Origin of the sequence: Streptomyces sp. NPDC028635, from assembly GCF_040637635.1 — a bacterium.
Classification (GTDB): Bacteria; Actinomycetota; Actinomycetes; order Streptomycetales; family Streptomycetaceae; genus Streptomyces.
The window spans coordinates 1-23,284 of the sequence record NZ_JBEZWX010000029.1; the positions used below are offsets into that span (position 1 = coordinate 1).

The 23,284-nt window shown below is 72.8% G+C and carries 23 protein-coding genes and 1 riboswitch; of the genes, 7 read left to right on the forward strand and 16 right to left on the reverse strand.

Annotated elements, in window-relative coordinates; genetic code table 11:
* Positions 1-275: 275 nt before the first annotated feature.
* The 9 genes from AB0E88_RS26015 to AB0E88_RS26055 form a co-directional block, all read right to left on the reverse strand.
* Entirely contained in the window at positions 276-1,328 is a 1,053-nt protein-coding gene (locus AB0E88_RS26015) for a hemolysin family protein (RefSeq protein WP_361634952.1), read from the reverse strand.
* Positions 1,325-2,659: a hemolysin family protein gene (locus AB0E88_RS26020; protein WP_361634955.1), complete on the reverse strand. Its 1,335-nt coding sequence runs from the start codon at positions 2,657-2,659 to the stop codon at positions 1,325-1,327. Before AB0E88_RS26020 ends, AB0E88_RS26015 begins: the two co-directional genes overlap by 4 nt.
* Before the next feature lie 262 nt (positions 2,660-2,921).
* Entirely contained in the window at positions 2,922-3,392 is a 471-nt protein-coding gene (locus AB0E88_RS26025) for a PH domain-containing protein (RefSeq protein ID WP_361634958.1), read from the reverse strand.
* A gap of 38 nt (positions 3,393-3,430) precedes the next feature.
* Positions 3,431-4,279 (reverse strand): ATP phosphoribosyltransferase, encoded by an 849-nt coding sequence (gene hisG / locus AB0E88_RS26030; RefSeq protein WP_361634961.1) that lies wholly within the window; start codon positions 4,277-4,279, stop codon positions 3,431-3,433.
* A gap of 55 nt (positions 4,280-4,334) precedes the next feature.
* On the reverse strand, positions 4,335-4,607 hold the full coding sequence (locus AB0E88_RS26035) for a phosphoribosyl-ATP diphosphatase (protein ID WP_361634963.1): 273 nt from the start codon (positions 4,605-4,607) through the stop codon (positions 4,335-4,337).
* A gap of 34 nt (positions 4,608-4,641) precedes the next feature.
* Positions 4,642-5,127, reverse strand: coding sequence for a 6,7-dimethyl-8-ribityllumazine synthase (gene ribH / locus AB0E88_RS26040; RefSeq protein WP_361634965.1), 486 nt, complete (start codon positions 5,125-5,127; stop codon positions 4,642-4,644).
* 55 nt (positions 5,128-5,182) lie between these two features.
* Complete coding sequence (locus AB0E88_RS26045; RefSeq protein ID WP_361634967.1) at positions 5,183-6,472, reverse strand: bifunctional 3,4-dihydroxy-2-butanone-4-phosphate synthase/GTP cyclohydrolase II; 1,290 nt, start codon at positions 6,470-6,472, stop codon at positions 5,183-5,185.
* Positions 6,469-7,110, reverse strand: coding sequence for a nicotinamide mononucleotide transporter family protein (locus tag AB0E88_RS26050; RefSeq protein WP_361634970.1), 642 nt, complete (start codon positions 7,108-7,110; stop codon positions 6,469-6,471). The genes AB0E88_RS26045 and AB0E88_RS26050 overlap by 4 nt, the downstream gene beginning before the upstream one ends.
* On the reverse strand, positions 7,107-7,715 hold the full coding sequence (locus AB0E88_RS26055) for a riboflavin synthase (RefSeq protein WP_361634973.1): 609 nt from the start codon (positions 7,713-7,715) through the stop codon (positions 7,107-7,109). Before AB0E88_RS26055 ends, AB0E88_RS26050 begins: the two co-directional genes overlap by 4 nt.
* 146 nt (positions 7,716-7,861) lie before the next feature.
* Positions 7,862-7,992: riboswitch (FMN riboswitch) on the reverse strand.
* A 328-nt stretch (positions 7,993-8,320) separates the two neighbouring features.
* On the opposite strand from AB0E88_RS26055, the gene AB0E88_RS26060 reads away from it, so the two are divergent.
* Both AB0E88_RS26060 and AB0E88_RS26065 read left to right on the forward strand, forming a co-directional pair.
* The gene (locus AB0E88_RS26060; RefSeq protein ID WP_361634976.1) at positions 8,321-9,208 is read left to right on the forward strand and encodes an RNA polymerase sigma-70 factor; all 888 of its coding nucleotides are present in this window, start codon (positions 8,321-8,323) and stop codon (positions 9,206-9,208) included.
* A gap of 91 nt (positions 9,209-9,299) precedes the next feature.
* On the forward strand, positions 9,300-10,052 hold the full coding sequence (locus AB0E88_RS26065; RefSeq protein WP_361634979.1) for an SDR family oxidoreductase: 753 nt from the start codon (positions 9,300-9,302) through the stop codon (positions 10,050-10,052).
* A 43-nt stretch (positions 10,053-10,095) separates the two neighbouring features.
* Here the strand turns inward: AB0E88_RS26065 and AB0E88_RS26070 are convergent, their stop codons facing one another.
* Positions 10,096-11,298, reverse strand: a complete 1,203-nt coding sequence (locus AB0E88_RS26070) for an ROK family transcriptional regulator (protein WP_361634982.1) — start codon at positions 11,296-11,298, stop codon at positions 10,096-10,098.
* A 114-nt stretch (positions 11,299-11,412) separates the two neighbouring features.
* Here AB0E88_RS26070 and AB0E88_RS26075 point away from each other — a divergent pair, with 114 nt between their 5' ends.
* On the forward strand, positions 11,413-12,627 hold the full coding sequence (locus AB0E88_RS26075; protein WP_361634985.1) for an MFS transporter: 1,215 nt from the start codon (positions 11,413-11,415) through the stop codon (positions 12,625-12,627).
* Here the strand turns inward: AB0E88_RS26075 and AB0E88_RS26080 are convergent.
* Positions 12,584-13,045, reverse strand: coding sequence for an acyl-CoA thioesterase (locus tag AB0E88_RS26080; RefSeq protein ID WP_361634988.1), 462 nt, complete (start codon positions 13,043-13,045; stop codon positions 12,584-12,586). The genes AB0E88_RS26075 and AB0E88_RS26080 overlap by 44 nt on opposite strands.
* Before the next feature lie 152 nt (positions 13,046-13,197).
* Between AB0E88_RS26080 and AB0E88_RS26085 the strand changes: the two genes are divergently transcribed.
* Entirely contained in the window at positions 13,198-14,598 is a 1,401-nt protein-coding gene (locus AB0E88_RS26085; RefSeq protein ID WP_361634991.1) for a solute carrier family 23 protein, read from the forward strand.
* A gap of 9 nt (positions 14,599-14,607) precedes the next feature.
* Here AB0E88_RS26085 and AB0E88_RS26090 read toward each other — a convergent pair whose 3' ends face one another.
* Positions 14,608-15,738, reverse strand: a complete 1,131-nt coding sequence (locus tag AB0E88_RS26090) for a glycoside hydrolase family 6 protein (RefSeq protein ID WP_361635155.1) — start codon at positions 15,736-15,738, stop codon at positions 14,608-14,610.
* Between the two features lie 205 nt (positions 15,739-15,943).
* Between AB0E88_RS26090 and AB0E88_RS26095 the strand changes: the two genes are divergently transcribed.
* Positions 15,944-16,630 (forward strand): DUF5995 family protein, encoded by a 687-nt coding sequence (locus AB0E88_RS26095; RefSeq protein WP_361634994.1) that lies wholly within the window; start codon positions 15,944-15,946, stop codon positions 16,628-16,630.
* A 153-nt stretch (positions 16,631-16,783) separates the two neighbouring features.
* Positions 16,784-17,713, forward strand: coding sequence for an LLM class F420-dependent oxidoreductase (locus AB0E88_RS26100; RefSeq protein ID WP_361634997.1), 930 nt, complete (start codon positions 16,784-16,786; stop codon positions 17,711-17,713).
* 19 nt (positions 17,714-17,732) lie between these two features.
* Here the strand turns inward: AB0E88_RS26100 and AB0E88_RS26105 are convergent, their stop codons facing one another.
* The 3 genes from AB0E88_RS26105 to AB0E88_RS26115 all read right to left on the reverse strand — a co-directional run bounded on the left by AB0E88_RS26105 (position 17,733) and on the right by AB0E88_RS26115 (position 22,026).
* Entirely contained in the window at positions 17,733-19,430 is a 1,698-nt protein-coding gene (locus tag AB0E88_RS26105) for an NAD(P)/FAD-dependent oxidoreductase (RefSeq protein ID WP_361634999.1), read from the reverse strand.
* 58 nt (positions 19,431-19,488) lie between these two features.
* Positions 19,489-20,277, reverse strand: coding sequence for a carbon-nitrogen hydrolase family protein (locus AB0E88_RS26110; RefSeq protein WP_361635002.1), 789 nt, complete (start codon positions 20,275-20,277; stop codon positions 19,489-19,491).
* A gap of 552 nt (positions 20,278-20,829) precedes the next feature.
* Positions 20,830-22,026 carry an MFS transporter gene (locus AB0E88_RS26115; RefSeq protein WP_361635005.1) on the reverse strand — a complete coding sequence of 399 codons (1,197 nt, stop codon included), beginning with the start codon at positions 22,024-22,026 and terminating at the stop codon, positions 20,830-20,832.
* 271 nt (positions 22,027-22,297) lie between these two features.
* Here AB0E88_RS26115 and AB0E88_RS26120 point away from each other — a divergent pair, with 271 nt between their 5' ends.
* Entirely contained in the window at positions 22,298-22,786 is a 489-nt protein-coding gene (locus AB0E88_RS26120; protein WP_361635008.1) for a hypothetical protein, read from the forward strand.
* Positions 22,787-22,830: 44 nt separating this feature from the next.
* Here the strand turns inward: AB0E88_RS26120 and AB0E88_RS26125 are convergent, their stop codons facing one another.
* Positions 22,831-23,283, reverse strand: coding sequence for an Lrp/AsnC family transcriptional regulator (locus AB0E88_RS26125; protein ID WP_361635011.1), 453 nt, complete (start codon positions 23,281-23,283; stop codon positions 22,831-22,833).
* Position 23,284: the final 1 nt, after the last annotated feature.

Consider the following 23,284-nt stretch of genomic DNA (forward strand, 5'->3'; position numbering starts at 1 on the left):
ACCGGCGGAGGGCGCCGTATCGAGTGACGGGCGGCCGGACCGAGGACGGACACCCCCCACCCCGGCCCCGACCCACAACGAACCGCAGGCGCGACCGCAACCACCCACCGGACGGTGACGGGCCGCCGCAGGCAAAAAAGGGGCGCGGGGAACGGCGCGACCAGCCCCGACGCACCCGCAGACGAAACACGACCGGGCGCCGCAGGCAACGGCGACCAGCCACAACGAAACCCGCAGACGACAACGCACCCAGCGCCGCAGGCAACGGCGACCCCCTACGACGCCAAAACCTGCTCCGCCGCCGCAGCCCGATGCGCCGGATCCCGTACCTCCCCCACCAGCAGCTCCAGCACATCCTCCAGCGCAACCACGCCCAGCACACGCCCCGACCCGTCCGCGACCTGCGCCAGATGCGTGGCCGCCCGCCGCATCACGGTCAGCGCGTCGTCCAGCGGCAGCTCCGCCCGCAGCGTCGTCATCGGCCGCCACACCTGCTGCGGCACCGCCCGGTCGGAGTCCTCGAGGTCGAGCACGTCCTTGACGTGCACATACCCCATGAACGCCGACCCCCGCTCCGCCGCCACCGGGAACCGCGAGTACCCCGTGCGAGCCGTCAGCTCCACGATCTGCCCCGGCGTCACCGACGGCGGCACCGTCACCAGCGACTCCCGCTTCAGCAGCACATCGGTCACCGGCCGGGACCCCAGCTCCAGCGCGTCCTCCAGCCGCTCCTGCTCCTCCGGATCGAGCAGGCCGGCCTGCCCGGAGTCCTCGACGAGCCGGTTGAGCTGCTCACTGGTGAACACGGCCTCGACCTCGTCCTTGGGCTCCACCCGGAACAACCGCAGGATGCCCTTCGCACAGGCTCCCAGCGCCACGGTGATCGGCTTGCACAGCCGCGCGAACGCCACCAGCCCGGGGCTCAGCCACAGCGCGGCCTTCTCGGGCGCGGCCATGGCGAGGTTCTTCGGGACCATCTCGCCGATCACCAGGTGGAAGAAGACCACCGCCGCCAGCGCGATCACATACCCGAGCGGATGGATGACACCCTCCGGCATCCGCACCCACGCGAACACCGGCTCCAGCAGATGCGCGACCGTCGGCTCGGCCACCGCACCCAGCGTCAGCGAGCACACCGTGATCCCGAACTGCGCCGCGGCCATCATCTGCGGCAGATGCTCGAGCCCGTAGAGCACCTGCCGCGCCCGGGCGGTCCCGAGCGGTTCGATCTGACTGCGCCGCACGGACACCAGCGCGAACTCGGCTCCGACGAAGAACCCGTTGGTCAGCACGAGCAGCGCCGCGAGCAGCAGTTGGAGGACGCTCATCGCACGGCCTCCATCACGTTCACGGCCGGCGCCGTCCGCACCAGGCGCACCCGCTCGGCCCGGTAGTGCCCCACCTGCCGCACGGACAGCCGCCAGCCCGGCAGCTCCGCCTTGTCCCCCGGCGCGGGAATCCGCCCGAGCAGATCGGCGACCAGCCCGGCGACGGTCTCGTACGGCCCCTCGGGCGCGTCGAAGCCGACCCGCTGCAGCACGTCGACCCGGCAGCTGCCGTCGACGTCCCAGGCGGGCCGTCCGTCCTCCGGCGGCGCGGGCGCCAGCTCGGGAAGATCGTGCACGTCGTGCTCGTCGCGCACCTCGCCGACGAGCTCCTCCACGATGTCCTCCAGGGTGACCACCCCGGCCGTACCGCCGTACTCGTCGACGACGACGGCGATCGGCTGTTCGCTGCGCAGCCGGGTCAGCAGCGGCTGCACCGGCAGGGTCTCCGGCACCAGCAGCGCGGGCCGGGCGATCCGGCTGACCGGGGTGCGCAGCCGGTCGTGCACGGGCACGGCCAGCGCGTCCTTCAGATGGGCCATGCCGACGATCTCGTCGATCTTCTCCCGGTAGACGGGGAACCGTGACAGCCCGGTCGCCCGGGTCAGGTTCACCACGTCCTCCGCGGTGGCCGACGCCTGCAGCGCGCTCACCTTCACCCGCGGCGTCATCACGTGCTGCGCGGTCAGCTCGCCGAGGGAGAGCGTCCGTACGAACAGGTCGGCCGTGTCCTGCTCCAGCGCTCCGGCCTGGGCGGAGTGCCGGGCCAGGGAGACCAGCTCACCGGGCGTGCGGGCGGAGGCCAGTTCCTCGGCCGGCTCGACGCCCAGGGCCCGTACGAGCCGGTTGGCGACGGTGTTCAGGGCGGCGATCACCGGCCGGAACAGGCGCGAGAACACGTGCTGCGGGCCGGCGACGAACCGGGCGACCTGCAGCGGGCGCGAGACGGCCCAGTTCTTCGGCACCAGCTCGCCGATCACCATCTGCACGGCGGAGGCGAGCAGCATGCCGACGACCACCGCGATCCCGGAGACGGCGCCCTCGGGGATGCCGATCGCGGTGAAGGGGCCGCGCAGCAGCCGGGCCAGCGCCGGTTCGGCGAGCATGCCGACGACGAGGGAGGTGATGGTGATGCCGAGCTGGGTGCCGGACAGCTGGAAGGACAGTTCCTTCAGGGAGTCGACGACCGTACGGGCGCGCTTGTCGCCGTCGGCGGCGGCCTTCTCGGCCTCCGGACGCTCCACGGTGACCAGGCCGAACTCGGCGGCCACGAAGAAGCCGTTGGCGAGGATGAGCAGGAACGCGGCTGCCAGGAGCAGCAGGGGGATGGTCATGATGCCGCCGCCTGCGGGTGTCCGTGGCGCGGGGCCGCGGTATGTCGGCAGGGGGCGGCGCAGGTACTACAGGACGATCCGTCCATCGCCGGAGAGGGTCACTCCTCGGATAGCAGGGGCCCCGGGCGCCGGGCGGCGCGCAGGGGCGGGGCGCAGCGAAAACGCCTCCGCCCCCAGATTAATCAAGAGGTGGGGCACTACGGCAGGGTGGACGACCCCGAGTTGGCCCCTGATCTTCGCCCGAACGGTTCCGCGCGCGGGCTCAGGACCGCCCGCCGGGGCCGCCGGAGGCGTCGGGGTCGGCGATGGACCGGGCCTCGACCAGCGCCCGCAGGGTGTTCGCGTCGGCGAGGGCGCGCTGCTTGTTGATGCCGGGCTGGATGCCGAGGGCGGGCAGGCTGGTGCCGTCGCTGAGGTTGAGGAACACCCAGGGGTCGCCGGTGCGCAGGTTCACCTTGAGGATCTCCGCCCACTCCAGCCGCCGGGCGCTGGCGAAGTTGACCACGGTCACGCCGGACTCGTCGGCGACGACCTTGGGCCGCGACAGCCAGAGCAGGACGCCGAAGAGCAGCGCCCCGGTGACCACGAAGCTGAGCTTCTCCCCGGGGCTGAGCTGCTCCAGCAGCAGGGCGACCGTGGAGATCACGACGAAGATCACGACACCGGCGGTGAGCAGGACGACCCGGGTGCGGGCCGGCCGGAAGGTGACGGGGAGGGAAGGCAGATCGGACATGTCAGGAAGATCCCACACAGGCGACGGGCGGTCGCCGCTCAGAGCCGGCAGGCGTGGATGGCCGTGGTCAGGATGGCCCGCGCTCCGATGGCGTACAGGTCGTCCATGATCCGCTGGGCCTCCTTGGTCGGCACCATGGCGCGGACGGCGACCCAGCCCTCGTTGTGCAGCGGGGAGACGGTCGGGCCCTCCAGGCCGGGCGTGACGGCGACGGCCTCCTCGAGGTGCTCGGCGCGGATGTCGTAGTCCATCATCACGTAGGTGCGGGCCACCAGGACGCCCTGGAGGCGGCGCAGGAACTGCTGCACCTTGGGCTCGTCGGCGTCGGCGCCGGTACGGCGGATGACGACCGCCTCGGACTTCATGATCGGCTCGCCGAACACCTCGAGGCCGGCGTTGCGCAGCGAGGTGCCGGTCTCGACGACGTCGGCGATGGCCTCGGCCACACCCAGCTCGATGGCGGTCTCGACGGCGCCGTCGAGGTGCACGACGGCGGCGTCGACGCCCTGGTCGGTCAGGTACTGGGAGACGATGCCCTCGTAGGAGGTGGCGACGGTCTTGCCCTTGAGGTCCTCGAGGCTCGCCACCGCGCCCGGCTTGGCGGCGAAGCGGAACGTGGAGCGGGCGAAGCCGAGCGGCAGGATCTCCTCGGCGTCGGCGCTGGAGTCGATCAGCAGATCACGGCCGGTGATGCCGATGTCGAGCATGCCGGAGGAGACGTAGATGGCGATGTCGCGGGGCCGGAGGTAGAAGAACTCGACGTCGTTGACCGGGTCGACGATGCGCAGCTCTTTGGACTCGCGGCGCTGCTGGTAGCCGGCCTCATGCAGCATCTCCGCCGCAGGGCCGGACAGTGAACCCTTGTTGGGGACGGCGATGCGCAGCATGAGGTCGGCTTCCTTTGCGTGAAGGGGTGGGGTAGGGCGGGTGAGGGCGTGCGGCTTACAGGTGCGCGTAGACGTCGTCGAGGGAGATCCCGCGGGCGACCATCATCACCTGGAGGTGGTACAGCAGCTGGGAGATCTCCTCGGCCGCCGCCTCCTTGCCCTCGTACTCGGCGGCCATCCAGACCTCGGCGGCCTCTTCGACGACCTTCTTGCCGATGGCATGGACGCCCTTGCTCACCAGCTCGGCGGTGCGGGAGGTGGCGGGATCGCCCTGGGCGGCCTTGTGCTGGAGCTCGGTGAAGAGCTCCTCGAACGTCTTCTTGGACATGGTGCCGCCCACTCTACGCGGTGTGCCGCACGGCCTAGTGCCACGGTTCAGATACTGAGCGCAGCGTGGCCGCGGTGGCGACCGCCGCCGTGACCGCCTCGTGGCCCTTGTCCTCGCTGGAGCTCTCCAGGCCGGCCCGGTCGAGGGCCTGCTCGTCGTTGTCGCAGGTGAGCACGCCGAAGCCGACGGGGACGCCGGTGGTGACCGACACCTGGGTCAGGCCCTGGGTGACGCCCTGGCAGACGTAGTCGAAGTGGGGGGTGCCGCCGCGGATGACGACGCCGAGGGCGACGACCGCGTCGTAGCCGCGCTCGGCCATGACCTTGGCCGCCACCGGAAGCTCCCAGCTGCCGGGGACCCTGAGCAGGGTCGGCTCGTCGATGCCCATCTCGTGCAGGGCGCGCAGGGCGCCGTCCACCAGGCCGTCCATCACCTTCTCGTGCCACTGCGCCGCGATGACGGCGACCCGCAGGTCACCCACATTGCGTACGGACAGCTCCGGTGCGCCCTTGCCGCTCACGTCTCTCCTCAGTGCCGTTCTTGCCTGTTGCCGCTGGTGGTCGCGGTGCCTGTGGTTACTGGTCGCCGCAGGTGGTGACGGGTGCCGTGTCCAGCCAGGGCAGGTCGTGCCCCATCCGGTCCCGCTTGGTTCGCAGATAGCGCAGATTGTGCTCGCCGGCCGTCACGGCCATCGGGACCCGGCCGGTGACCTCGATGCCGTACCGCTGCAGCGCGTCGGTCTTGTCGGGGTTGTTGGTCATCAGGCGGACGCTGCGCACACCCAGGTCGGTCAGGATCTGCGCGCCGGCCGCGTAGTCGCGGGCGTCGGCGGGCAGCCCGAGTTCCAGGTTGGCGTCCAGGGTGTCGCGGCCGCGTTCCTGGAGTTCGTAGGCGCGCAGCTTGGACATCAGGCCGATGCCGCGGCCCTCGTGTCCGCGCAGGTAGACGACGACACCGCGCCCCTCGGCGTGGATCCGCTCCAGGGAGGCGTCGAGCTGGGGGCCGCAGTCGCAGCGCTGTGAGCCGAAGACGTCGCCGGTGAGGCATTCGGAGTGGACGCGCACCAGGACGTCGGTGCCGTCGCCGATCTCGCCGTGGACGAGGGCGACGTGCTCGACGCCGTCGACGGTGGAGCGGTAGCCGTAGGCGGTGAAGGTGCCGTGCGCGGTCGGCAGGCGGACCTCGGCCTCGCGGCGCACGGTGGGCTCGCTGCCGCGGCGGTAGGCGATCAGGTCCTCGATGGAGATGATCGTCAGGCCGTGCTTGCGGGCGAAGGGGATCAGCTCGGGCAGGCGCAGCATACGGCCGTCCTCGCCGGCGATCTCGACGATGGCGCCGGCCGGGCGCAGACCCGCGAGGCGGGCGAGGTCGACGGCGGCCTCGGTGTGGCCGTTGCGGACCAGCACACCGCCGGAGCGGGCGCGCAGCGGGAAGACATGGCCGGGACGCACCAGGTCGGCGGGCTCGGCGGCGCCGCTCGCCAGCAGCTGGAGCGTGGTGGCACGGTCGGACGCCGAGATGCCGGTGGTGACGCCGTGGGCGCCGGAGGCGTCGACGGAGACCGTGAAGGCGGTCTTCATGGACTCGGTGTTGTCCTGGACCATCTGCGGCAGTTCGAGCCGGTCCAGTTCGTCGCCCTCCATCGGGGCGCAGATCAGGCCGCGGCACTCGCTCATCATGAAGGCGACGATCTCCTCGGTCGCCTTCTCGGCGGCGATGACGAGGTCGCCCTCGTTCTCGCGGTCCTCGTCGTCCACGACCACGACGGGGCGGCCGGCGGCGATGTCGGCGATGGCCTGTTCGATGGGGTCGAGGGAGAAGTCCTCGACGCCGTCGGTGGAGTACAGGATCGGTGCGGTGCTCATGCCGGCGCTCCTTCCAGGGCGGGCTGCGCGCTCCGGCGGGAGCGCAGCCACCAGTCGCGCATGCCCCACAGGACGAGCGCGCCGTAGATGACGTAGACGAATCCGGAGAAGGCGTAGCCGTTGGCGAAGTTCAGGGGGACGCCGACGAGGTCGACCAGCAGCCAGGCGAACCAGAACTCGACCATGCCCTTGGCCTGGGCGTACATGGCGACGACGGTGCCGACGAAGATGTAGGCGTCGGGCCAGGGGTCCCAGGAGAGCTTCGGGTAGGCGGTGAAGAGCAGGGCGACGGCGACGGTGCCGACGGCGGCCGCGCCGACCATCGCGCCGCGCTCGGGCCAGGTCGCGAAGCGGACGGTGATGCGGCCGTCCTCGGCCTTGCCCCGGCCGCGCTGCCACTGCCACCAGCCGTACAGGGCGACGACCATGACGACGACCTGCTTGCCGGCGCTGCCGGTGAGGTGGCCGTAGAAGGCGCCGAAGAGGACCAGTCCGGACAGGAACTGCACCGGCCAGGTCCACACATGGCGGCGCCAGCCGAGGGCGAGGGTGATCAGGCCGAGGATGTTGCCGACCATGTCGGACCAGATGATGTGCTGGCCGAAGAGGCTGAACGCCTCGGAGTTCATCCAGTTCATCGGCCGGCCCCCGGCAGGCGGTCGCCGAGCATCCGCTCGACGTACTTGGCGACGACGTCCACCTCGAGGTTGACCGGGTCGCCGGGCTGCTTGAGGCCGAGCGTGGTCAGGGCGAGGGTGGTCGGGATGAGGCTCACGGTGAAGAAGTCCGGGCCCGCGTCGACGACGGTGAGGCTGATGCCGTCGACGGTGATGGAGCCCTTCTCGACGACGTAGCGGGAGAGGTCGGCGGGCAGGGAGATCTTCACGATCTCCCAGTGCTCCGACGGCTTGCGGTCGAGGATCTCGCCGGTGCCGTCCACATGGCCCTGCACGATGTGACCGCCGAGGCGGTCGCCGACGGCCATGGGGCGTTCGAGGTTGACCCGGGAGCCGACGGTGAGGGCCCCCAGGCTGGAGCGGCTGAGGGTCTCCGCCATGACGTCGGCGGTGAACTCGTCACCCTCGTGCTCGACGACGGTGAGGCAGACGCCGTTGACGGCGATGGAGTCCCCGTGCTTCGCGCCCTCGGTGACGACGGGCCCGCGCAGCCGGAAGCGACAGGCGTCGTCGAGGGTCTCGACGGCGGTGATCTCGCCCAGCTCTTCGACGATTCCGGTGAACACTTCCCGGGTCCTCCTGCCTCATGGGGGCACGGACTCCGGGGCTGTCGATGACGACAGAGATCACGGGCAGGAACACCGGGGGCGACGCCGGACAGACCCGTCCACCAGGACGAGCGAATACGGCGGCGCGCATGGATGCCCGCCCGCCGCGCACTGCCTCCCATCCGGACTTTAACCGTCGGTCCAGGAATTTCACCTGGTCAACCGGTCACTGGAGGTGACCGGGTCGCGGACTGTAACCGCCGGTTCGGACTTTCACCGACCCCGGAGTGCGCTGCTTTAGGTACAGGGCCAGTGTGCCACGGCCGGTACTCGTCCATAGGGGTGATGCATGTGGAGTGGCTCACAGGTCGATCATGCGGTCCCTTGGTCCGTACCTGTTGACACATTGGTCTAGTCCTCCCTATGGTCGGCGCAACTTCCCAGCGGACAGGCCGTGTTGCCGTCGGCGGGAGCGGGCCGCCCCGCGTACGGGGCCTGCCGGGCCGCCCGCGCAGACGGGCCCGGCGGCGGTGACGACGGCCCTTGCCCGCCGCCGGGTCCTCCCAGGTCCGGGCGCCGGTCCTCCCCTGCCCGGGCGTCACCCCGTCTGACAGGGTGAGGACATGACGACCGCGCTCGCCGAGGAGTTCGAGGCCCACCGCCCCCGTCTGTTCGGTCTCGCCTACCGCATGCTGGGCTCCGCCCAGGAGGCCGAGGACGCCGTCCAGGACGCCTATCTGCGGTTCAGCGGCGCCGAGCGCGCCGAGATCGCCCATCCAGGGGCCTGGCTCGCCAAGGTCGTCACCAACCTGTGCCTCAACCGCCTGACGTCCGCCCGGGCCCGGCGCGAGAGCTACGTCGGCGCCTGGCTGCCGGAGCCCGTCGCCACCGGGGACGGCACGCTCGGCCCCCAGGAGTCCGCCGAGCAGCGCGAGGCGGTGACCGTGGCGCTGCTGGTCCTGCTGGAGCGGCTCACCCCGACCGAGCGGGCGGTGTACGTGCTGCGCGAGGCGTTCGGCTACGGCCACCGCGAGATCGCGGACGTCCTGGACCTCGGCGAGGCCAACTGCCGCCAGCTGCACCGGCGGGCGCTCAAACGGCTGGAGTCGGCCGAGAGCCGGTTCCGGCCGACGCCCGACCGTCAGCGCGAGCTGGTCGCCTCGTTCCTCTCCGCCGCCCGGGACGGCGACCTCGCCCGGCTGGAGAAGCTGCTCGCCGACGACGTGACCTGGTGGAGCGACGGAGGCGGGAAGGTCAGCGCGGCCCTGCGGCCCGTCCGGGGCCGGGAGAAGGTCCTGCGTTTCCTGCTGGGCGTCTCGCTCAAGTACGGCGCGGACATGGACTTCGCGGTCGCGGAGGTCAACGGCGCGGACGCGGTGCTCCTGCGCAGCGGCGACACGCTGTACGGCGTGGTCGCCTTCGAGTACCGCGACGGTCTGATCACCGAGGCGTGGGCGGTGATGAACCCGGACAAGCTGGAGTTCGTACGCCGTCAGCTCGACCGGCCGTAGAAACCTGTCACATTCTCGCGGGCTGTCCGGTCCCAGCCGGTGAAGGGCGCTCCGTCCGGGAGTGCCCGGCGCCGTGAAGGAGCTGAACAGCATGACCACGATCCTGGTGACCGGCGGCACCGGCACCCTCGGCCGGCTCGTCACCGAGCGGCTGCTCGCGGGCGGCCACGATGTGCGCGTGCTCAGCCGGCACACGCAGCCGTACGCCGCCGATCTGCGCGAGGGCGGTCCCGCACTGGACGCGGCCGTGGCGGGCGTGGACACGATCGTGCACTGCGCGAGCAGCCCGCGCGGCGACGAGCGCGCGGCCGCGAACCTGATCGCGGCGGCGCGGCGGACCGGGGTGGGGCATCTGGTGTACATCTCGATCGTCGGCGTGGACCGGGTGCCGTTCGGCTACTACCGCTCCAAGTTCGCGGTGGAGAAGCTGGTGGAGGAGTCCGGCCTCGGCTGGACGCTCCTGCGGACGACGCAGTTCCACGATCTGGTGGTGCAGGTGCTCGGGACGCTGGCGAAGTCCCCGGTGATGCCCGTGCCGGCCGCTCTGAGTGACCAGCCGATCGAGGTGGCGGAGGTCGCCGGCCGGCTGACCGAGCTGGCCCTCGGCGCACCCGCGGGCCGGGTCCCCGACATGGGCGGCCCCGAGGTGCGCACCCTTCAGTCGCTGGCCCGCGCGTGGCTGAGGGCGACGGGGCGGCGGCGCCCCGTCGTGCCGGTACGCCTGTGGGGCGCCGCGTACCGGGCCTTCAGGGCAGGCGGTCACCTCGCGCCGCACCAGGCCGTCGGCAAGGGCACGTTCGAGGAGTACCTGGCGAAGCGCTACGGCGACGCGGCGGCGCGCTGAGGCGGACCGGCGGTCCTCCCGGGCCGAGCGGGACGGCCGCCCGCTACCCCTGCGGACCGGCGAACAGCTCGTCCTGCGTGCGTTCCCGGGCCGTCAGCAGAGCGCCGCGCAGGACGGCGCCGCCGCCGAGCGTGCTCGCCCGGACCTGGGTGGGCAGCGGCGACATCGCGTCGAGGCGTTCCTGCACGCGTCGCGCCAGGGTCTCTCCCCCGGCCTGCCCGAGTTCGCCGCCGAGGACCAGGCAGCCGGGGTCGAGGACGGCCACGACGGAGGCGGCGCCGACGGCGATCCGTCCGGCGAGCTCGTCGAGGAAACGGTCGGCGGCGCCGGGGCCCGCCGCCTGCCGGGAGGCCGCCAGCGCGGCCCGCACGATCGCCGCGCCCACCGGTTCGCCCTCCCGCGCGGTGCCGCTCAGCCCGTACTCCGCGGCCAGCGCGGCGACCGCCGCCGCGCCCGCCAGGGAGTGGAAACCCCCCTCGCAGCCCGTCGCCGACGGCAGTCCCGCCGTGCCGGGCACCGGCAGGAACCCGATCTCCCCGGTGCCGCCCGAGGCGCCCCGGCGCAGCGTCCCGTCGAGGACGACGGCGGCGCCGGTGCCGTGGCCGAGCCAGAGCAGGACGAAGGTGTCCCGGTCGTGGGCGGCGCCGTCGCGCTGTTCGGCCAGGGCGGCGAGGTTGGTCTCGTTCTCGACGCTGACGCGGGCGTCGGGCAGGCGCTCCTGCAGGGCCGCGACCAGGCGGCGGTGCCAGGCGGGCAGGCCGCTGGAGTCGCGGAGTTCGCCGGTGGCGGGGTCGATGAGGCCGGGCGCGCCGATGCCGACGGTGTGCAGCCGGTCGGCGCCCGCCTCCTTCACCGTGCGCTCGACCAGGGCGACCGCCTGCTCCACCGCCGGTCCCGTCCCGCTCTCGCCGGCGATCGGCGCGGACGCCTCGGCGAGGACGCGGCCGACCAGGTCGGCGACGAGGACGGTGACGCCCTCAGTGCGCACGTCGAGCGCGGCGAGGTGGGCGCGGTGGGCGACGATGCCGTACACCTTGGCGTTGGGGCCGCGGCGCTGTTCCCCGGCCTCGCCGACGACGGTGATCAGGCCGGAGACGGTGAGGCGCTCGACGAGGTCGGCGACCGTGGGCCGGGACAGGCCGGTCAGCTCTTTGAGCCGGGCGGCCGTCAGCGGGCCCTCCTGCTGGAGCAGCCGCAGGGCGAGCCGGTCGTTGATGGCCCGGGCGGTGCGCGGTGATGCGGGCATGGCCGCATGGTATCCGCTATCTATCAGGCAGGGTTCCTGATAGTTTGCTGCGGCGCGGTGGCGGCACCGCCGGCGCCCAGCGGGGCGACGCAGATGTCCGGGAGGGGCGGGAGTATGAAGGCTGTGTCCTACGACCAGCGCGCTGTGCGGCGGGCCCGGTACGCCGTGGCCGCCGTGTTCGCCGTGCACGGCGCGGTGACCGGCTCGTTCGCCACGCGCGTGCCGTGGATCCAGGAGCACGCGGCGGTGAGCGCGGGGCAGCTGGGCCTCGCCCTCGCCTTTCCGGCGCTCGGCGCGTCCCTGGCGATGCCGCTCGCGGGCCGCATCAGCCACACCTTCGGCGCCCGCAACGCCCTGCGCGGGCTGATCGCCCTGTGGACGCTGTCGCTCACCCTGCCGTCCCTCGCCCCGAACCTGCTCACCCTGTGCCTGGCGCTGTTCGTCTACGGCGCGACCGCGGGCATGGCCGACGTGGCGATGAACGCGCTCGGCGTCGAGGTGGAGAACCGGCTCGGGCGCTCGATCATGTCGGGCCTGCACGGCATGTGGAGCGCGGGCGCCCTGGCCGGCTCGGCCGCGGGGACGCTGGCCGCGCATCTGGGCGCCGACGCCCGGGTGCACCACGCACTGGCGGCCGCCGCGCTGACCGTGCTCGGGATCGGGGCCTGCACCTGGGTGCTGGACCTGCAGCCCGCCGAGGACGAGGAGCCGCCGCCGCGGTTCGCGCTGCCGCCGAAGTCCGCGCTGCTCATCGGCGCCATCGGGTTCTGCGCGGTGTTCGCCGAGGGCGCGAGCCTGGACTGGTCGGCGGTCTATCTGCGGGACCGGCTGGAGAGTTCGGCGGGGCTCGCGGCGGCCTGCACCACGGGCTTCACCCTGACCATGGCGGTGGCCCGGATCGCCGGCGACAAGGTCGTCGACCGCTACGGCTCGGTGCGCACGGTCCGCGCGGGCGGCGTTCTCGCCGTGCTCGGCGGGCTGCTCATCGTCGTCTCCCGCCAGCCCGCCTCGGCGATGGCCGGGTTCGCGCTGATGGGCCTCGGCATCGCGGTCGTCGTCCCGCTGTGCTTCGCCGCGGCGGGCCGCAGCGGCCCCAACCCCAGCCAGGCCATCGCGGGCGTCGCGACCATCACCTACACCTCGGGACTGGTCGCGCCGGGCGCCATCGGCGGGCTGGCCCAGGCGACCAGCCTGGTGGTGTCGTTCGGTCTGGTGACCCTGCTGGCCTGCGGTCTCGCGGTCTTCGCCGGCGTCCTTCGGGCGGGTGACCGAGGCCGGCCGACCGTCAGCCGTCCGTCGGACGCAGCAGTTCCCGACCCGCGGCCCTGAACGTCTCGCTCCACGGCGCCGGGCGCAGTGTGTCCGCGTCGAGCCGGACCAGCACCCGGCTGCCGCGCGCGTACGTCGTCGCCCCGTCGGCCGAGCAGAAGCGGAAGCCGTAGGTGAGGCCGGTGGTGCCGAGCCGCTCCAGCCACAGGTGGACGGCGTACACGCCGGGGCGGGTGACCGGGGCGTCGTAGGTGATCCGCAGTTCCTTCACGGCGTTGCAGGCGTCGCCGGCCGCCGCCCAGTCGCCCTCGAAGACCAGGCCGTGCTCCTGCCACAGCTGCGCCCAGGCCCGCTCGACCATCAGCGGGTATCGGGCGTTGTGCAGCAGGCCGAGCGCGTCCAGGTCGTCGAAGTGGACGGTGACGGGGATCAGCCGGCCGTACGACAGGGCGGGGGCGATCGGGGCTTCGGCGGTCACGGGTGGGTCTCCTGTGGTGGACGATTCAACCAACCCATCCTAAGCGGACGCTCAGTCCGCGCTCCGGGCGGGACGCCGCCCGGCGGCCGGGCCCCCGCCTGAACGGGGACAATGGTCGGCGGCCCACCCGCACGACGAAAGCGAAACCCACCATGGATCTCGGCGTCCGCTGGAAACTGCACGGCGACGGACGCACCCCGGCCCCCGGAGCGGTGGTCCGGCCCGACGAACGGCTCTCCTGGCCGCGCACGATCGGCCTCGGCGCCCAGCACGTGGTGGCGATGTTCGGCGCGTCCTTCGTGGCGCCCGTGCTGATGGGGCTCGACCCGAACCTGGCGATCATGATGTCGGGCATCGCGACCGTGGTGTTCCTGCTCGCCACCCGCGGCCGGGTGCCCAGCTACCTGGGCTGCTCGCTGTCGTTCGTCGGCGTCGCCGCCGTCATCCGCGCCCAGGGCGGCACCAGCGCCACGGTCACCGGCGCGGTGTTCGTGGTCGGCGTGGTGCTGTTCCTGGTCGGGCTCGCCGTGCAGAAGTTCGGCGCCCGGATCATCCACGCGGCGATGCCGCCGATCGTGACCGGCGCCGTCGTGATGCTGATCGGCTTCAACCTCGCCCCGGTCACCGCCTCGACCTACTGGCCGCAGGACCAGTGGACCGCCCTGCTGGTGATGCTGTTCACCGGACTGGCCGTGGTGTGCCTGCGCGGTTTCTGGTCCCGCATCGCGATCTTCCTCGGCCTGGTCTTCGGCTACGGCATCTCCTGGCTCTTCGACCGGGTCTTCGGCAGGATCCACTCCGTCGACGCGAGCGGCAAGCTCACCGACCACTGGCGCCTGGACCTCTCGGGCGTGCACAAGGCCGACTGGGTCGGTCTGCCGTCCTTCCACGGCCCCACCTTCCAGTGGTCGGCGATCCTGGTCGCGCTGCCCGTCGTCATCGCGCTGGTCGCGGAGAACGCCGGACACGTCAAGGCGGTCGGCGAGATGACCGGCGACCCGCTCGACGACAAGCTCGGCACCGCCATCTCCGCCGACGGCATCGGCTCGATGCTGTCCACCGCGGTCGGCGGCCCGCCCAACACCACCTACTCCGAGAACATCGGCGTGATGGCCGCCACCCGCGTCTACTCCACCGCCGCCTACTGGGCCGCCGCCGGCTTCGCCCTGCTGTTCGGTCTGTGCCCGAAGTTCGGCGCGATCGTCGCCGCCATCCCGGGCGGCGTGCTCGGCGGCATCACCGTCATCCTGTACGGCATGATCGGCCTGCTCGGCGCGCAGATCTGGCTCAACGCCGGGGTCGACCTGCGCAACCCGCTCAACCTGGTGCCGGCCGCCGCCGGCATCATCATCGGCGTCGGCAACGTGACCATGAAGTTCACCGACACCTTCTCGCTCAGCGGCATCGCCCTCGGCACCCTGGTCGTCATCACCGGCTACCACGCCCTGCGCGCCTTCGCCCCCGCCCACCTCAAGACGCAGGAACCACTGCTCGACGAGGGCACCAGCTCGTACGGCACCGAGGACGGCGACGGCTCCCGGCCGGCCCCGTGACGGCGGCTCTCAGCGCGCCAGGTCGTAGGCGTACGACGGCGTGAACGCGCCCGGCGCGCCCGCGCAGCCGTCCGACTCCCCCGGCAGCTTCACCCACAGGTAGGCGTCGATCCGCGCCTCGCCCGTACGCAGGGTGGGCGTCCGGCCCAGCTTGCGGCCTGCCGGGTCGCACCACGCGCCGTCCGCGGGGGCGCCGTTGCCGTTGCGGCTGGTGTCGATGACGGCGCCCAGATCCGCCGGACCGCCGAGGGCGTCCAGCACCTGCCGGTCGTAGACGATCTCGTCGGCCGTGCGGTGGAAGTTGGACACGTTGCTGAAGACACCGTCGGAGGAGGCGGGAGAGGCGGCGCCCGCCTGCCGCAGCAGTGCCGCCTGCTCGGCCGGGGCGCGCCAGCCGGAGTGCCCGGCGTCGTAATAGACCCGGGCCCGCGGGTTCGCGGCCTTGAGCACGCGGCCCGCGCGGGCCAGCGAGGCGAAGCGGGCGGCCCGGTCGGCGGCGGACAGGCAGTCGGACTGGGCGATCGCGTCCGGTTCCAGGACGACGATCACCTCGCCGGAGCCCAGCCCCGCGGCGAAGCGGTCGATCCAGCCGCCGTAGGCGGGCAGGCCGGGTGCCCCGCCCTCGGACGCGCCGCCGCAGTCGCGGCCCGGGATCGCGTACGCCACGACGACCGGGACCCGGTCCTGCGCGGCGGCGCCCGCGGTGACCGCGCGCACTCGGGAGGCGATGGTGCCCGGGTCGTGGTCGGTGAACCAGACCGCGGCCGGCTGGTCGGCGATGCGGGAGGCGATGACCTCGGTGCGCGGGTCGCCGGGGTGGGCGCGGACCCAGTCCAGGACCTGCGAGCCGGGGTGCCGGTAGAGGCGGGTGGGGAGCGCGGGTGCGGCCCGTCGCGTCCTCGTCCCGGTCGGACCGGGGGACGGCTTCCCGGATGCCCCGGCGGACACCTGCGGGGCGGGCACCGCCGAGGAGGGCGCCGCCGAGGCCGGCGGTGGCGGGGCCGGTGCCGGACGGACGTCGGCCCGGGTCGCCCGGGTCGCCCGCGGCCGGGCCGCGTCGGCGCCCCGTCCGTCCTCCAGCGCCGACATCGTCCCGGTGACGGTGCCGACGGCGACCACCACGGACGCCGCCGCCACCATGACATGGCGCCGGGCGGCTCGCCGGCGCCGGGCCCGTCGCGCGGCGAGCCGCTGCGCACGTAAGCCGGACACGCTCCCACTCCCCCCTCGCTGCGGCCGCTCCCCCACGGCAGGCGCGCCGGGCGCGGTGGGCCCGTTCCCCCGTTCTGGGGAAGCAGCGGGCCCGCCGGCACTGCGGCCAGCCTAGGACTGGGACCCTGCCTGCATGGCGCAGTTGGAACAGTTCACCACTCCCGTCGACGCGGTCGTCTCCCGCATGCGCGCGCTGGACGCGGCTCTGCCCGTGTGGGACGGCGTGGGCGTGTTCAACCGTGTCTATCTCGCCGTCACCGAGGAGGTCGGGCGGCGCATCGGCACCGGCGCCTTCCCGGACCGGCGGGCCGCGATCACGCTGGACGTGCTGTTCGCCGAGCGGTATCTGACGGCGGTCGAGGCGGACGGGGAGGGCCGCCGGGCACCGGCGTGCTGGCGCCCCCTGCTGCAGCTGCGCCGCCATCCCGGGGTACGGCCGCTGCAGTTCGCCCTCGCGGGCATCAACGCGCACATCGGCCACGACCTGGCGCTCGCCGTGGTGGACGCCTGCCGTAGCCTCGGCTGCGCTCCGGCCGAGCTGGAGGACGAGTACGACCGGGTGGGTGATGTCCTCGTGTCGCTGGAGGAACGCATCCGCGAAGAGCTGATGCCGGGGCCGGACCTGTTGCAGATCGCCGACCCGCTCACCCATCTGCTCGGCTCCTGGAGCCTGGAGCGGGCCCGGGACGCCTCGTGGTCGGCGGCGCGTGCGCTGTGGGCGCTGCGGCTGCTGCCCGAACTGGCCGGGGAGTTCGCCGAGCGCCTCGACGCGGCCGTGGGCTTCGCGGGCCGCATGATGCTCACCCCGCTGCCCGCCTGAGCGTCACCCGACGGGTGCGCGGGCCGCGCGGCCGGGCGCGGCCCGGCCCCCGGGCCCGGCCGCCCCGCCGAGCACGTGGACCGACAGGTGTGCTCCCGTGGGCCGCTGTACGTTGGCCGATGGGGCACTCCGACCGCGAAGGAGCAATCAGCCATGGCCATCCGTCTGGGACTCGGTCTTCCCCAGCACCGGCAGTACGACCTCGCCAAGGACGTCACCGACGTGGCGCGCGCCGCCGAGCAGATCGGATACGACAGCCTGTGGGTGTACGAGCGGGCGCTGGTCCCGGAGAACCCCACCCAGGGCCTGTACGGCGTCCCCGGCCTGCCCTGGCCCGACTTCTACCGCGGCATGGCGCACCCGCTGGTCACGCTGACGCTGGCCGCGGCGGTCACCGAACGGGTCGGGCTGGGCTCGGGCATCCTCGTCGCGCCGCTGCACGGGCCGTTCCAGCTCGCCAAGGCCCTCGCGACGCTGGACGCGGCGAGCGGCGGCCGGGTGATCGCCGGCCTGGGCTCCGGCTGGTCGACCGACGAGTTCGCCGCCGCGGGCGTACGGCCCTACGCGGAGCGCGGCCGGGTGCTGGACGAGGCGATCGACGTGTGCCGGGCGGTGTGGGGCCCGGACCCGGTGAGCTACGACGGCCGGGTCACGAAGCTCGACGCGGCCGTGGTCGGCCCGAAGCCCGCCCGGCCGATCCCGATCCTGGTGGGCGCGGCCGGCACGAAGGCGCTGACGCGCGTCGTGGACCGCGCCGACGGCTGGCTCCCGGTCGCCATGGGCGTGGACGCCTACGCCACGGGCTGGAACCAGCTCCAGGACATCGCCTCCGAGCGGGGCCGCAGCCAGCCGATCCTGCGGGTGCCCCGGGTGAACGCCATGTACAGCGCCAAGCCGTACGACGGCGACGACCGCCGCCCCTTCCAGGGCGACGCCGACCAGATCGTGACGGACCTCGCGGCGTTCGCCGAGGTCGGCATGGACGAGGTCCTGATCGACCTGCAGACCACGCCGCGCGACGCCCGGGAGCTGAAGGACGTCGCCGCGGAGGTCTACGAGAAGGCCCGGGCGGCCGGGTTGTGAGGCCGGCCGCGAACTTCGGTCAGTCCTCGGGCAGTTCGACGGGCGCGATCTCGTCGTAGACGTCACCCGGGCCGGGGTTCGTCGCGTCGGTCTCGCCGCCGAAGTGGTGCATGACGCCCCAGACCGCGTTCAGCGCGGTCTGGATCGCGCCCTCGGCCCAGCCGGCCGTCCAGGAGATGTCGTCGCCCGCGAGGAAGATGCCGCGCTTGTCCTCGGGCAGCCGGTCCTGCATGAAGTGCGTGAACAGGCGCCGCTGGTAGCGGTAGTGGCCGGGCAGGTTGGCCTTGAACGCGCCCATGAAGTAGGGCTCGTTCTCCCAGGAGACCGTCACCGGGTTGCCGATGATGTGCTTCCTGATGTCGACCTTCGGGTAGATCTCGCCGAGCGACTTCAGCATGACCTCCATCCGCTCGTTCGCGGACAGCGGCAGCCACTTCAGGCTGTCGTCGCACCAGGTGTAGGACAGGCAGATCACGGCGGGCCGGTCCGGGCCGTTGTCCAGCAGGTAGGTGCCGCGGGTCATGCGGTCGGTCAGCGTCATCGACATGACGTCCCGGCCGGTGTCCTCGTCCTTGTCCAGCCAGAACGGCCGGTCCACGGGGACGAAGAGCTTGCTGGACTCCATGTAGTGGGTGCGCTCGATCGCCGTCCAGTGGTCGATCGGGAACAGCGAGTCGTCGCAGGCGATCTTCGACAGCAGCATCCAGGACTGGGCGGTGAAGACGGCCGCCTTGTAGGTGCGGATGTCGCCGTTCGCGTCGGTGACGGTGATCTGGTTGCCCGCGGTGCGGTGCAGCCGGGTCACGGCGGGCTTCGGCTCGCCGTCCGCGTGCAGCGACTTCAGCGAGGTGCCGTACGGCCAGTGGACGATCTTCTCCGGCTCGCGCTCCCACAGGCGCAGCGGCAGCTGCTGGGAGCCGCCGACGATGCCGCGGTGGTGGTCGTCGGCCTCGGTGTAGACGACGCGCAGGATCTCCAGGATGGAGTTCGGGAAGTCGGTGTCCCAGCCGCCGGTGCCGAAGCCGACCTGGCCGAATATCTCGCGGTGTCGGAAGGACTTGAACGCCTCGGAGTCGCAGAGGAAGCCGTAGAAGGTCTGGTTGTCGAGCTTCTCGACGAGCTGGGCCCAGATCTCACGGATGCGCGGGACGTCCCGCTCGCGCATCGCGCGGTTCATGTCGGAGAAGTCGGCGCCCTCTTCGAGGCACTTGTTCCAGGCCTCGGCGACGTCCCGGTACACCTGGGGAAGGTCGTCGACGGTCTCCGCGTAGTGCGACTCGCCCTTGAGGTCGACCACGGTGGAGGGGGTGGCCTCGGCGAGCGGGTTCGGGAACGGCTTCGTCTCCAGGCCCACCAGGTCGATGTAGTGCTGCAGGGCGGTGGAGGACGGCGGGAAGCGCATCGCGCCCAGCTCGCAGTTCAGCGACTCGTCGCAGCCGTCGAAGCCGACGGTGCGCAGCCGGCCGCCGAGCTGGTCGGCCTCGTAGACGACGGGCTTGAGGCCCATCTTCATCAGCTCGTACGCCGCGACGATGCCGGACAGACCGCCGCCGATGATCGCGACCTCGGTGCCGTGCTCGGTCGCCGGGACCTGGCCGAGGCCCGCCGGGTGGGCCAGGAAGTCGTCGTAGGCGTAGGGGAAGTCCGGGCCGAACATGGTGATCGGCGGCTGCTGCTCGTCGGTGTGCTCGACGGCGTTGGGCACCGTGGACGTCATGGGGTACGGACTCCTTGCGCGGGGTGTTTCGGGGAGGGCTCGGGGTTTCCCGGGTGGTTCAGACGAGGGACCCGTACAGGTCCGGGCGGCGGTCCTTCAGGTACGGGTTGTTCTCGCGGGAGGCGGCCAGGAACGCCGGGTCGGCGTCGGCGAACACCAGCTGCTCGGTGCGGCCGGCGCGGGCGCGGGCGACTCCGTCGGGGCCGGCGAGGGTGGAGAGGCCGACGAACTCGAACTCGTCCTCCTGGCCGACCCGGTTGACGTACGCGACGTACATCTGGTTCTCGAAGGCCCGCACCGGGATCATCGACTCGGCGACGAACTGGAAGGGGTGCATCTGCGCCGTCGGCACGAGGAGGAGGTCGGTGCCGGCGAGGGCGTGGGCGCGGACGTTCTCCGGGAACTCGACGTCGTAGCAGATCAGCAGGCCGACGGTGAGGCCGTTCAGCTCGACCTGGACGAGCTGGTCGTCGCCGGGGGTGAAGTGGTCCCGCTCGTAGCAGCCGAAGAGGTGGGTCTTGCGGTAGTTCGCGCGGCGGGTGCCGGTGGCGTCGATCAGCTGGGCGGAGTTGTGGACGGTCTCGCCGTCGCGCTCCGGGTAGCCGTAGACGATGGCCACGCCGTGCCGGGTGGCGATCTCCGCGATCGCGTCGGCGGAGTCGCCGTCGGCGGGCTCGGCGAGGCGGGCGATGTCGTCGCCGATCGCGTAGCCGGTCAGGAACATCTCCGGTGCGGTCAGCAGCGCGGCTCCGGCGGCGGCGGCGCGGCCCGCGGCGTCGTCGAGCACCTTGAGGTTCTCGGCGACGGATCCGGGGCGGCCGGAGCTCTGGAGCAGGGCTGTGCGCATGCGTGTTCCTCACCGGTACGGAGGGGGTCGGGGGCCTTCTAGACGGTACGGTCGGCTGCGCGGGCGGGACAAGGCGTCGCCGTTGCGCGGCGGTGAGCGGAATGTTGCGTGGGGTGGGGGGTGGGCGGCGAATCGTTGCGCGGTGCCATCCGGCGGTGCGTTGTCGTCTGTGGGTTCGTTGTGGCTGGTCGCCGTCGACTGCGGGTTCGTTGTGGCTCGTCGCCGTGGACTGCGGCTTCGTTGTGGCTTGTCGCCGTTGCCTGCGGCTTCGTTGTGGCTTGTCGCCGTTGCCTGCGGCTTCGTTGTGGCTTGTCGCCGTTGCCTGCGGCGGCCTGTGCGGGTTTGTTGTGGCTGGTCGCGCCGTTCCCCGCGCCCCTTTTGTGCCTGCGGCGGCCCGTCGCGGTGCGTGGTGGGCTGGTGTCGCACCTGCGGTTCGTTGTGGGTCGGGGCCGGGGTGGGGGGTGTCCGTCCTCGGTCCGGCCGGCCGTTTCCGACAGGGGTGCCCTGTGCCGGTGCCGGCCGCTGCGGGCGGACACCCCCCACCCCGTCCCCTCACCGCCGTACGCGGCTGCCGGCAGTCGTCGCTGCGGGTGCCTGCCCCCGCAGCAGCAGCGCTGATGTGAGGAGGTACGGCGCCGCCAGTGCCGCGAAGGTCACCGCGTGGCTGGACTGGGTCGTCAGGGCCGCGTAGGTGCCGTAGACCGCGATCGTGGTCAGGTCGGTGCCGAGGCCCGCCAGGGACGTCACCGTCGCGCGGGTGGTGTCGTCCAGGCGTCGCTGGAGACGGGCGTCGGCCAGGACCGTCGCCAGTTGGAAGGCGCCGAAGGAGAGGGCGATCAGGGGCAGCCCGGCCGGGGCCCGGGCCAGCGCGCCCGTGGACAGGGCCAGCGCTCCCGCTGCGAGCACCGTCGCCAGGCCGCGTGAGCCCAGGCGGGCGCACGGGCCGGTGAGCAGGCCGCCCGCCGTGGCGCCGGCCCAGATGAGGAGGAGGAAGAAGGGGACCGACACCTCCGGCACCCCCGTCTCGCGGACCAGCAGCGGTGTGTACTCGTCGAGCGCGCCCCAGATCGCCGACACCGCAGGGACCAGCAGCACCGCCGCCCGGACCCGGCGGTTCGCGCGGACCGTCGCCAGGCCGGAGCGCAGGATCGCCGACCAGCCTTCCGAAGGCCCCGCGGCCGTGTGCCGGTGTTCCGGGAAGCCCGTGGCGACGGCGGTCGTCAGCAGGCAGGCCAGGACGCTGGCCGCGCCGACCGCCGGGTAGCCGCCGGCCCGCAGCACGGGTCCGGCCAGAGCCGTCGCGGTCATCACACCGAGCAGTCCGGCCGCCCGGGCGCGCCCCATCAGCCGGGGATAGCGGTCGGCCGCGCCGAGCCGGTCGAGCTCGTCGTGGATCAGGGCCTCCAGGGCACCGGAGGCCAGGGCACCGCGGGTGCCCCACAGGACGAAGCCGAGGGCGAAGGACCAGTACGCCGGGTGCAGCACCCACAGGGTGAAGCCGGCCGCCGTCAGCAGCGGGCCGAGCCACAGCAGCAGCCGGCGGGAGACCGCGTCGGCCCAGGCGCCGGAGGGGACCTCCAGCAGGACGCCGGTCGCCGACCAGAGCGCGAACAGGGAGGAGATCTGGCCGACCGACAGGCCGGTGTCGGTGAAGAGCAGCGCGTACACGGGGTAGAGCAGGACGCAGTCGTCCAGGAACGCGTACGCGTACAGGGTGAGCGCGAGCCGTTGCGCGCGTGAGTGAGTCATGAGGCCTTCCCGCAGGGACCGATCGGACGCCGGACGTGCGGCGTCCGAGGCGGCCCTCGGGAGGCGCGGCGGGAGGATCAATGTCGCCAGGTCATGGCAGCGATGGTAGGCCCGGCGGGCGCGGGCGTACAGGTGGTTCCCGGGGAGGAGGCGCCGGGCCCGCGTCTCCGCCGTACGGGGGAAGGGGTCGGTCCGGTGGAGGAGGTGGCACGTGGCGGCCTCGCGGGAGACTGCCGGGGAGGAGCCGACTGCCGTGCGAAGGGGCCCTGTGATGAAGGACGCCGAGATTCTCGCCCTGCCGTTCGTCGACGAGCACTCGGTGCTCGTGGCGGCGGAGCCGGACGCCGTCTGGCGCGGGCTGGGTGAGGTACTGGAGGGCTCCGGGGGCCGCTGGGGGCGCGTGGTGCGGCTGCTGGGGTGCGCCGACCGTGCGGCGTCCGGGCCCCGGCCGCCGGCCCAGGGGGCGACGCTGCGCGGCTTCCGGGTGGCCGTCGCGGACCCGGGGCGGGAGTTGACCTTGGTGGGGCGGCACCGGTTCGCGTCGTACGCGCTGATCTTCCGGCTGGAGGCGGTGGCTTCCGGTCACACGAGGGTGCGGGCCGTCACCCGGGCCCGGTTCCCCGGGCCGGCGGGGTCCGTCTACCGCCGGCTCGTCATCGGCTCGGGCGCGCACGCGCTGGTCGTGCGGCGCATGCTGTCGGCGGTGGGCGAACGCGCCCCGAAAGGGGCGCGGGGAACTGCGCGACCGGCCACGACGTAGCCGCGGACGACCGACGACACGAGCCCGGCGTCACCGGCGGAGCGTCACGTCGGGGAGCCCGACGAGAAGCGGCGCAGCAGCGGGGAGAGGACGAGGACCGACTTCGTGCGTTCCACGAACGGCTCTCCCGCGATGCGCTCCAGGACGCGCTCGAAGTGGCGCATGTCGGAGGCGAAGACCTGGGCGACGGCGTCCGCGTCGCCGGTGACGGTCGACGCGGCCACGACCTCCTGGTACCGCTCCAGGCCCCGCTTGATGGTGTCCGGTGAGGTGTTGCGGCGGCAGTAGATCTCGACGAACCCCTCGGTCTCCCAGCCGAGGGCCGCCGGGTCGACGCGGACGGTGAAGCCGGTGATGGCTCCGGTGGCCCGCAGCCTGTCCACGCGCCGCTTGACGGCGGGCGCGGACAGGCCGACGAGCTGCCCGATGTCCGCGTAGGAGCGGCGGGCGTCCTCGGCGAGGGCGTGCACGATGCGTTCGTCGAGATCGTTCAGCACG

What these genes read in the sequence shown, in the direction of transcription:
- AB0E88_RS26015 (WP_361634952.1), bottom strand. Translation starts at nt 1,328, where the DNA reads ATGAGCGTCCTCCAACTGCTGCTCGCGGCGCTGCTCGTGCTGACCAAC.
- AB0E88_RS26020 (WP_361634955.1), bottom strand. Translation starts at nt 2,659, where the DNA reads ATGACCATCCCCCTGCTGCTCCTGGCAGCCGCGTTCCTGCTCATCCTC.
- AB0E88_RS26025 (WP_361634958.1), bottom strand. Translation starts at nt 3,392, where the DNA reads ATGTCCGATCTGCCTTCCCTCCCCGTCACCTTCCGGCCGGCCCGCACC.
- hisG (WP_361634961.1), bottom strand. Translation starts at nt 4,279, where the DNA reads ATGCTGCGCATCGCCGTCCCCAACAAGGGTTCACTGTCCGGCCCTGCG.
- AB0E88_RS26035 (WP_361634963.1), bottom strand. Translation starts at nt 4,607, where the DNA reads ATGTCCAAGAAGACGTTCGAGGAGCTCTTCACCGAGCTCCAGCACAAG.
- AB0E88_RS26045 (WP_361634967.1), bottom strand. Translation starts at nt 6,472, where the DNA reads ATGAGCACCGCACCGATCCTGTACTCCACCGACGGCGTCGAGGACTTC.
- AB0E88_RS26050 (WP_361634970.1), bottom strand. Translation starts at nt 7,110, where the DNA reads ATGAACTGGATGAACTCCGAGGCGTTCAGCCTCTTCGGCCAGCACATC.
- AB0E88_RS26060 (WP_361634976.1), top strand. Translation starts at nt 8,321, where the DNA reads ATGACGACCGCGCTCGCCGAGGAGTTCGAGGCCCACCGCCCCCGTCTG.
- AB0E88_RS26065 (WP_361634979.1), top strand. Translation starts at nt 9,300, where the DNA reads ATGACCACGATCCTGGTGACCGGCGGCACCGGCACCCTCGGCCGGCTC.
- AB0E88_RS26070 (WP_361634982.1), bottom strand. Translation starts at nt 11,298, where the DNA reads ATGCCCGCATCACCGCGCACCGCCCGGGCCATCAACGACCGGCTCGCC.
- AB0E88_RS26075 (WP_361634985.1), top strand. Translation starts at nt 11,413, where the DNA reads ATGAAGGCTGTGTCCTACGACCAGCGCGCTGTGCGGCGGGCCCGGTAC.
- AB0E88_RS26085 (WP_361634991.1), top strand. Translation starts at nt 13,198, where the DNA reads ATGGATCTCGGCGTCCGCTGGAAACTGCACGGCGACGGACGCACCCCG.
- AB0E88_RS26090 (WP_361635155.1), bottom strand. Translation starts at nt 15,738, where the DNA reads ATGGTGGCGGCGGCGTCCGTGGTGGTCGCCGTCGGCACCGTCACCGGG.
- AB0E88_RS26095 (WP_361634994.1), top strand. Translation starts at nt 15,944, where the DNA reads ATGGCGCAGTTGGAACAGTTCACCACTCCCGTCGACGCGGTCGTCTCC.
- AB0E88_RS26100 (WP_361634997.1), top strand. Translation starts at nt 16,784, where the DNA reads ATGGCCATCCGTCTGGGACTCGGTCTTCCCCAGCACCGGCAGTACGAC.
- AB0E88_RS26105 (WP_361634999.1), bottom strand. Translation starts at nt 19,430, where the DNA reads ATGACGTCCACGGTGCCCAACGCCGTCGAGCACACCGACGAGCAGCAG.
- AB0E88_RS26110 (WP_361635002.1), bottom strand. Translation starts at nt 20,277, where the DNA reads ATGCGCACAGCCCTGCTCCAGAGCTCCGGCCGCCCCGGATCCGTCGCC.
- AB0E88_RS26115 (WP_361635005.1), bottom strand. Translation starts at nt 22,026, where the DNA reads ATGACTCACTCACGCGCGCAACGGCTCGCGCTCACCCTGTACGCGTAC.
- AB0E88_RS26120 (WP_361635008.1), top strand. Translation starts at nt 22,298, where the DNA reads ATGAAGGACGCCGAGATTCTCGCCCTGCCGTTCGTCGACGAGCACTCG.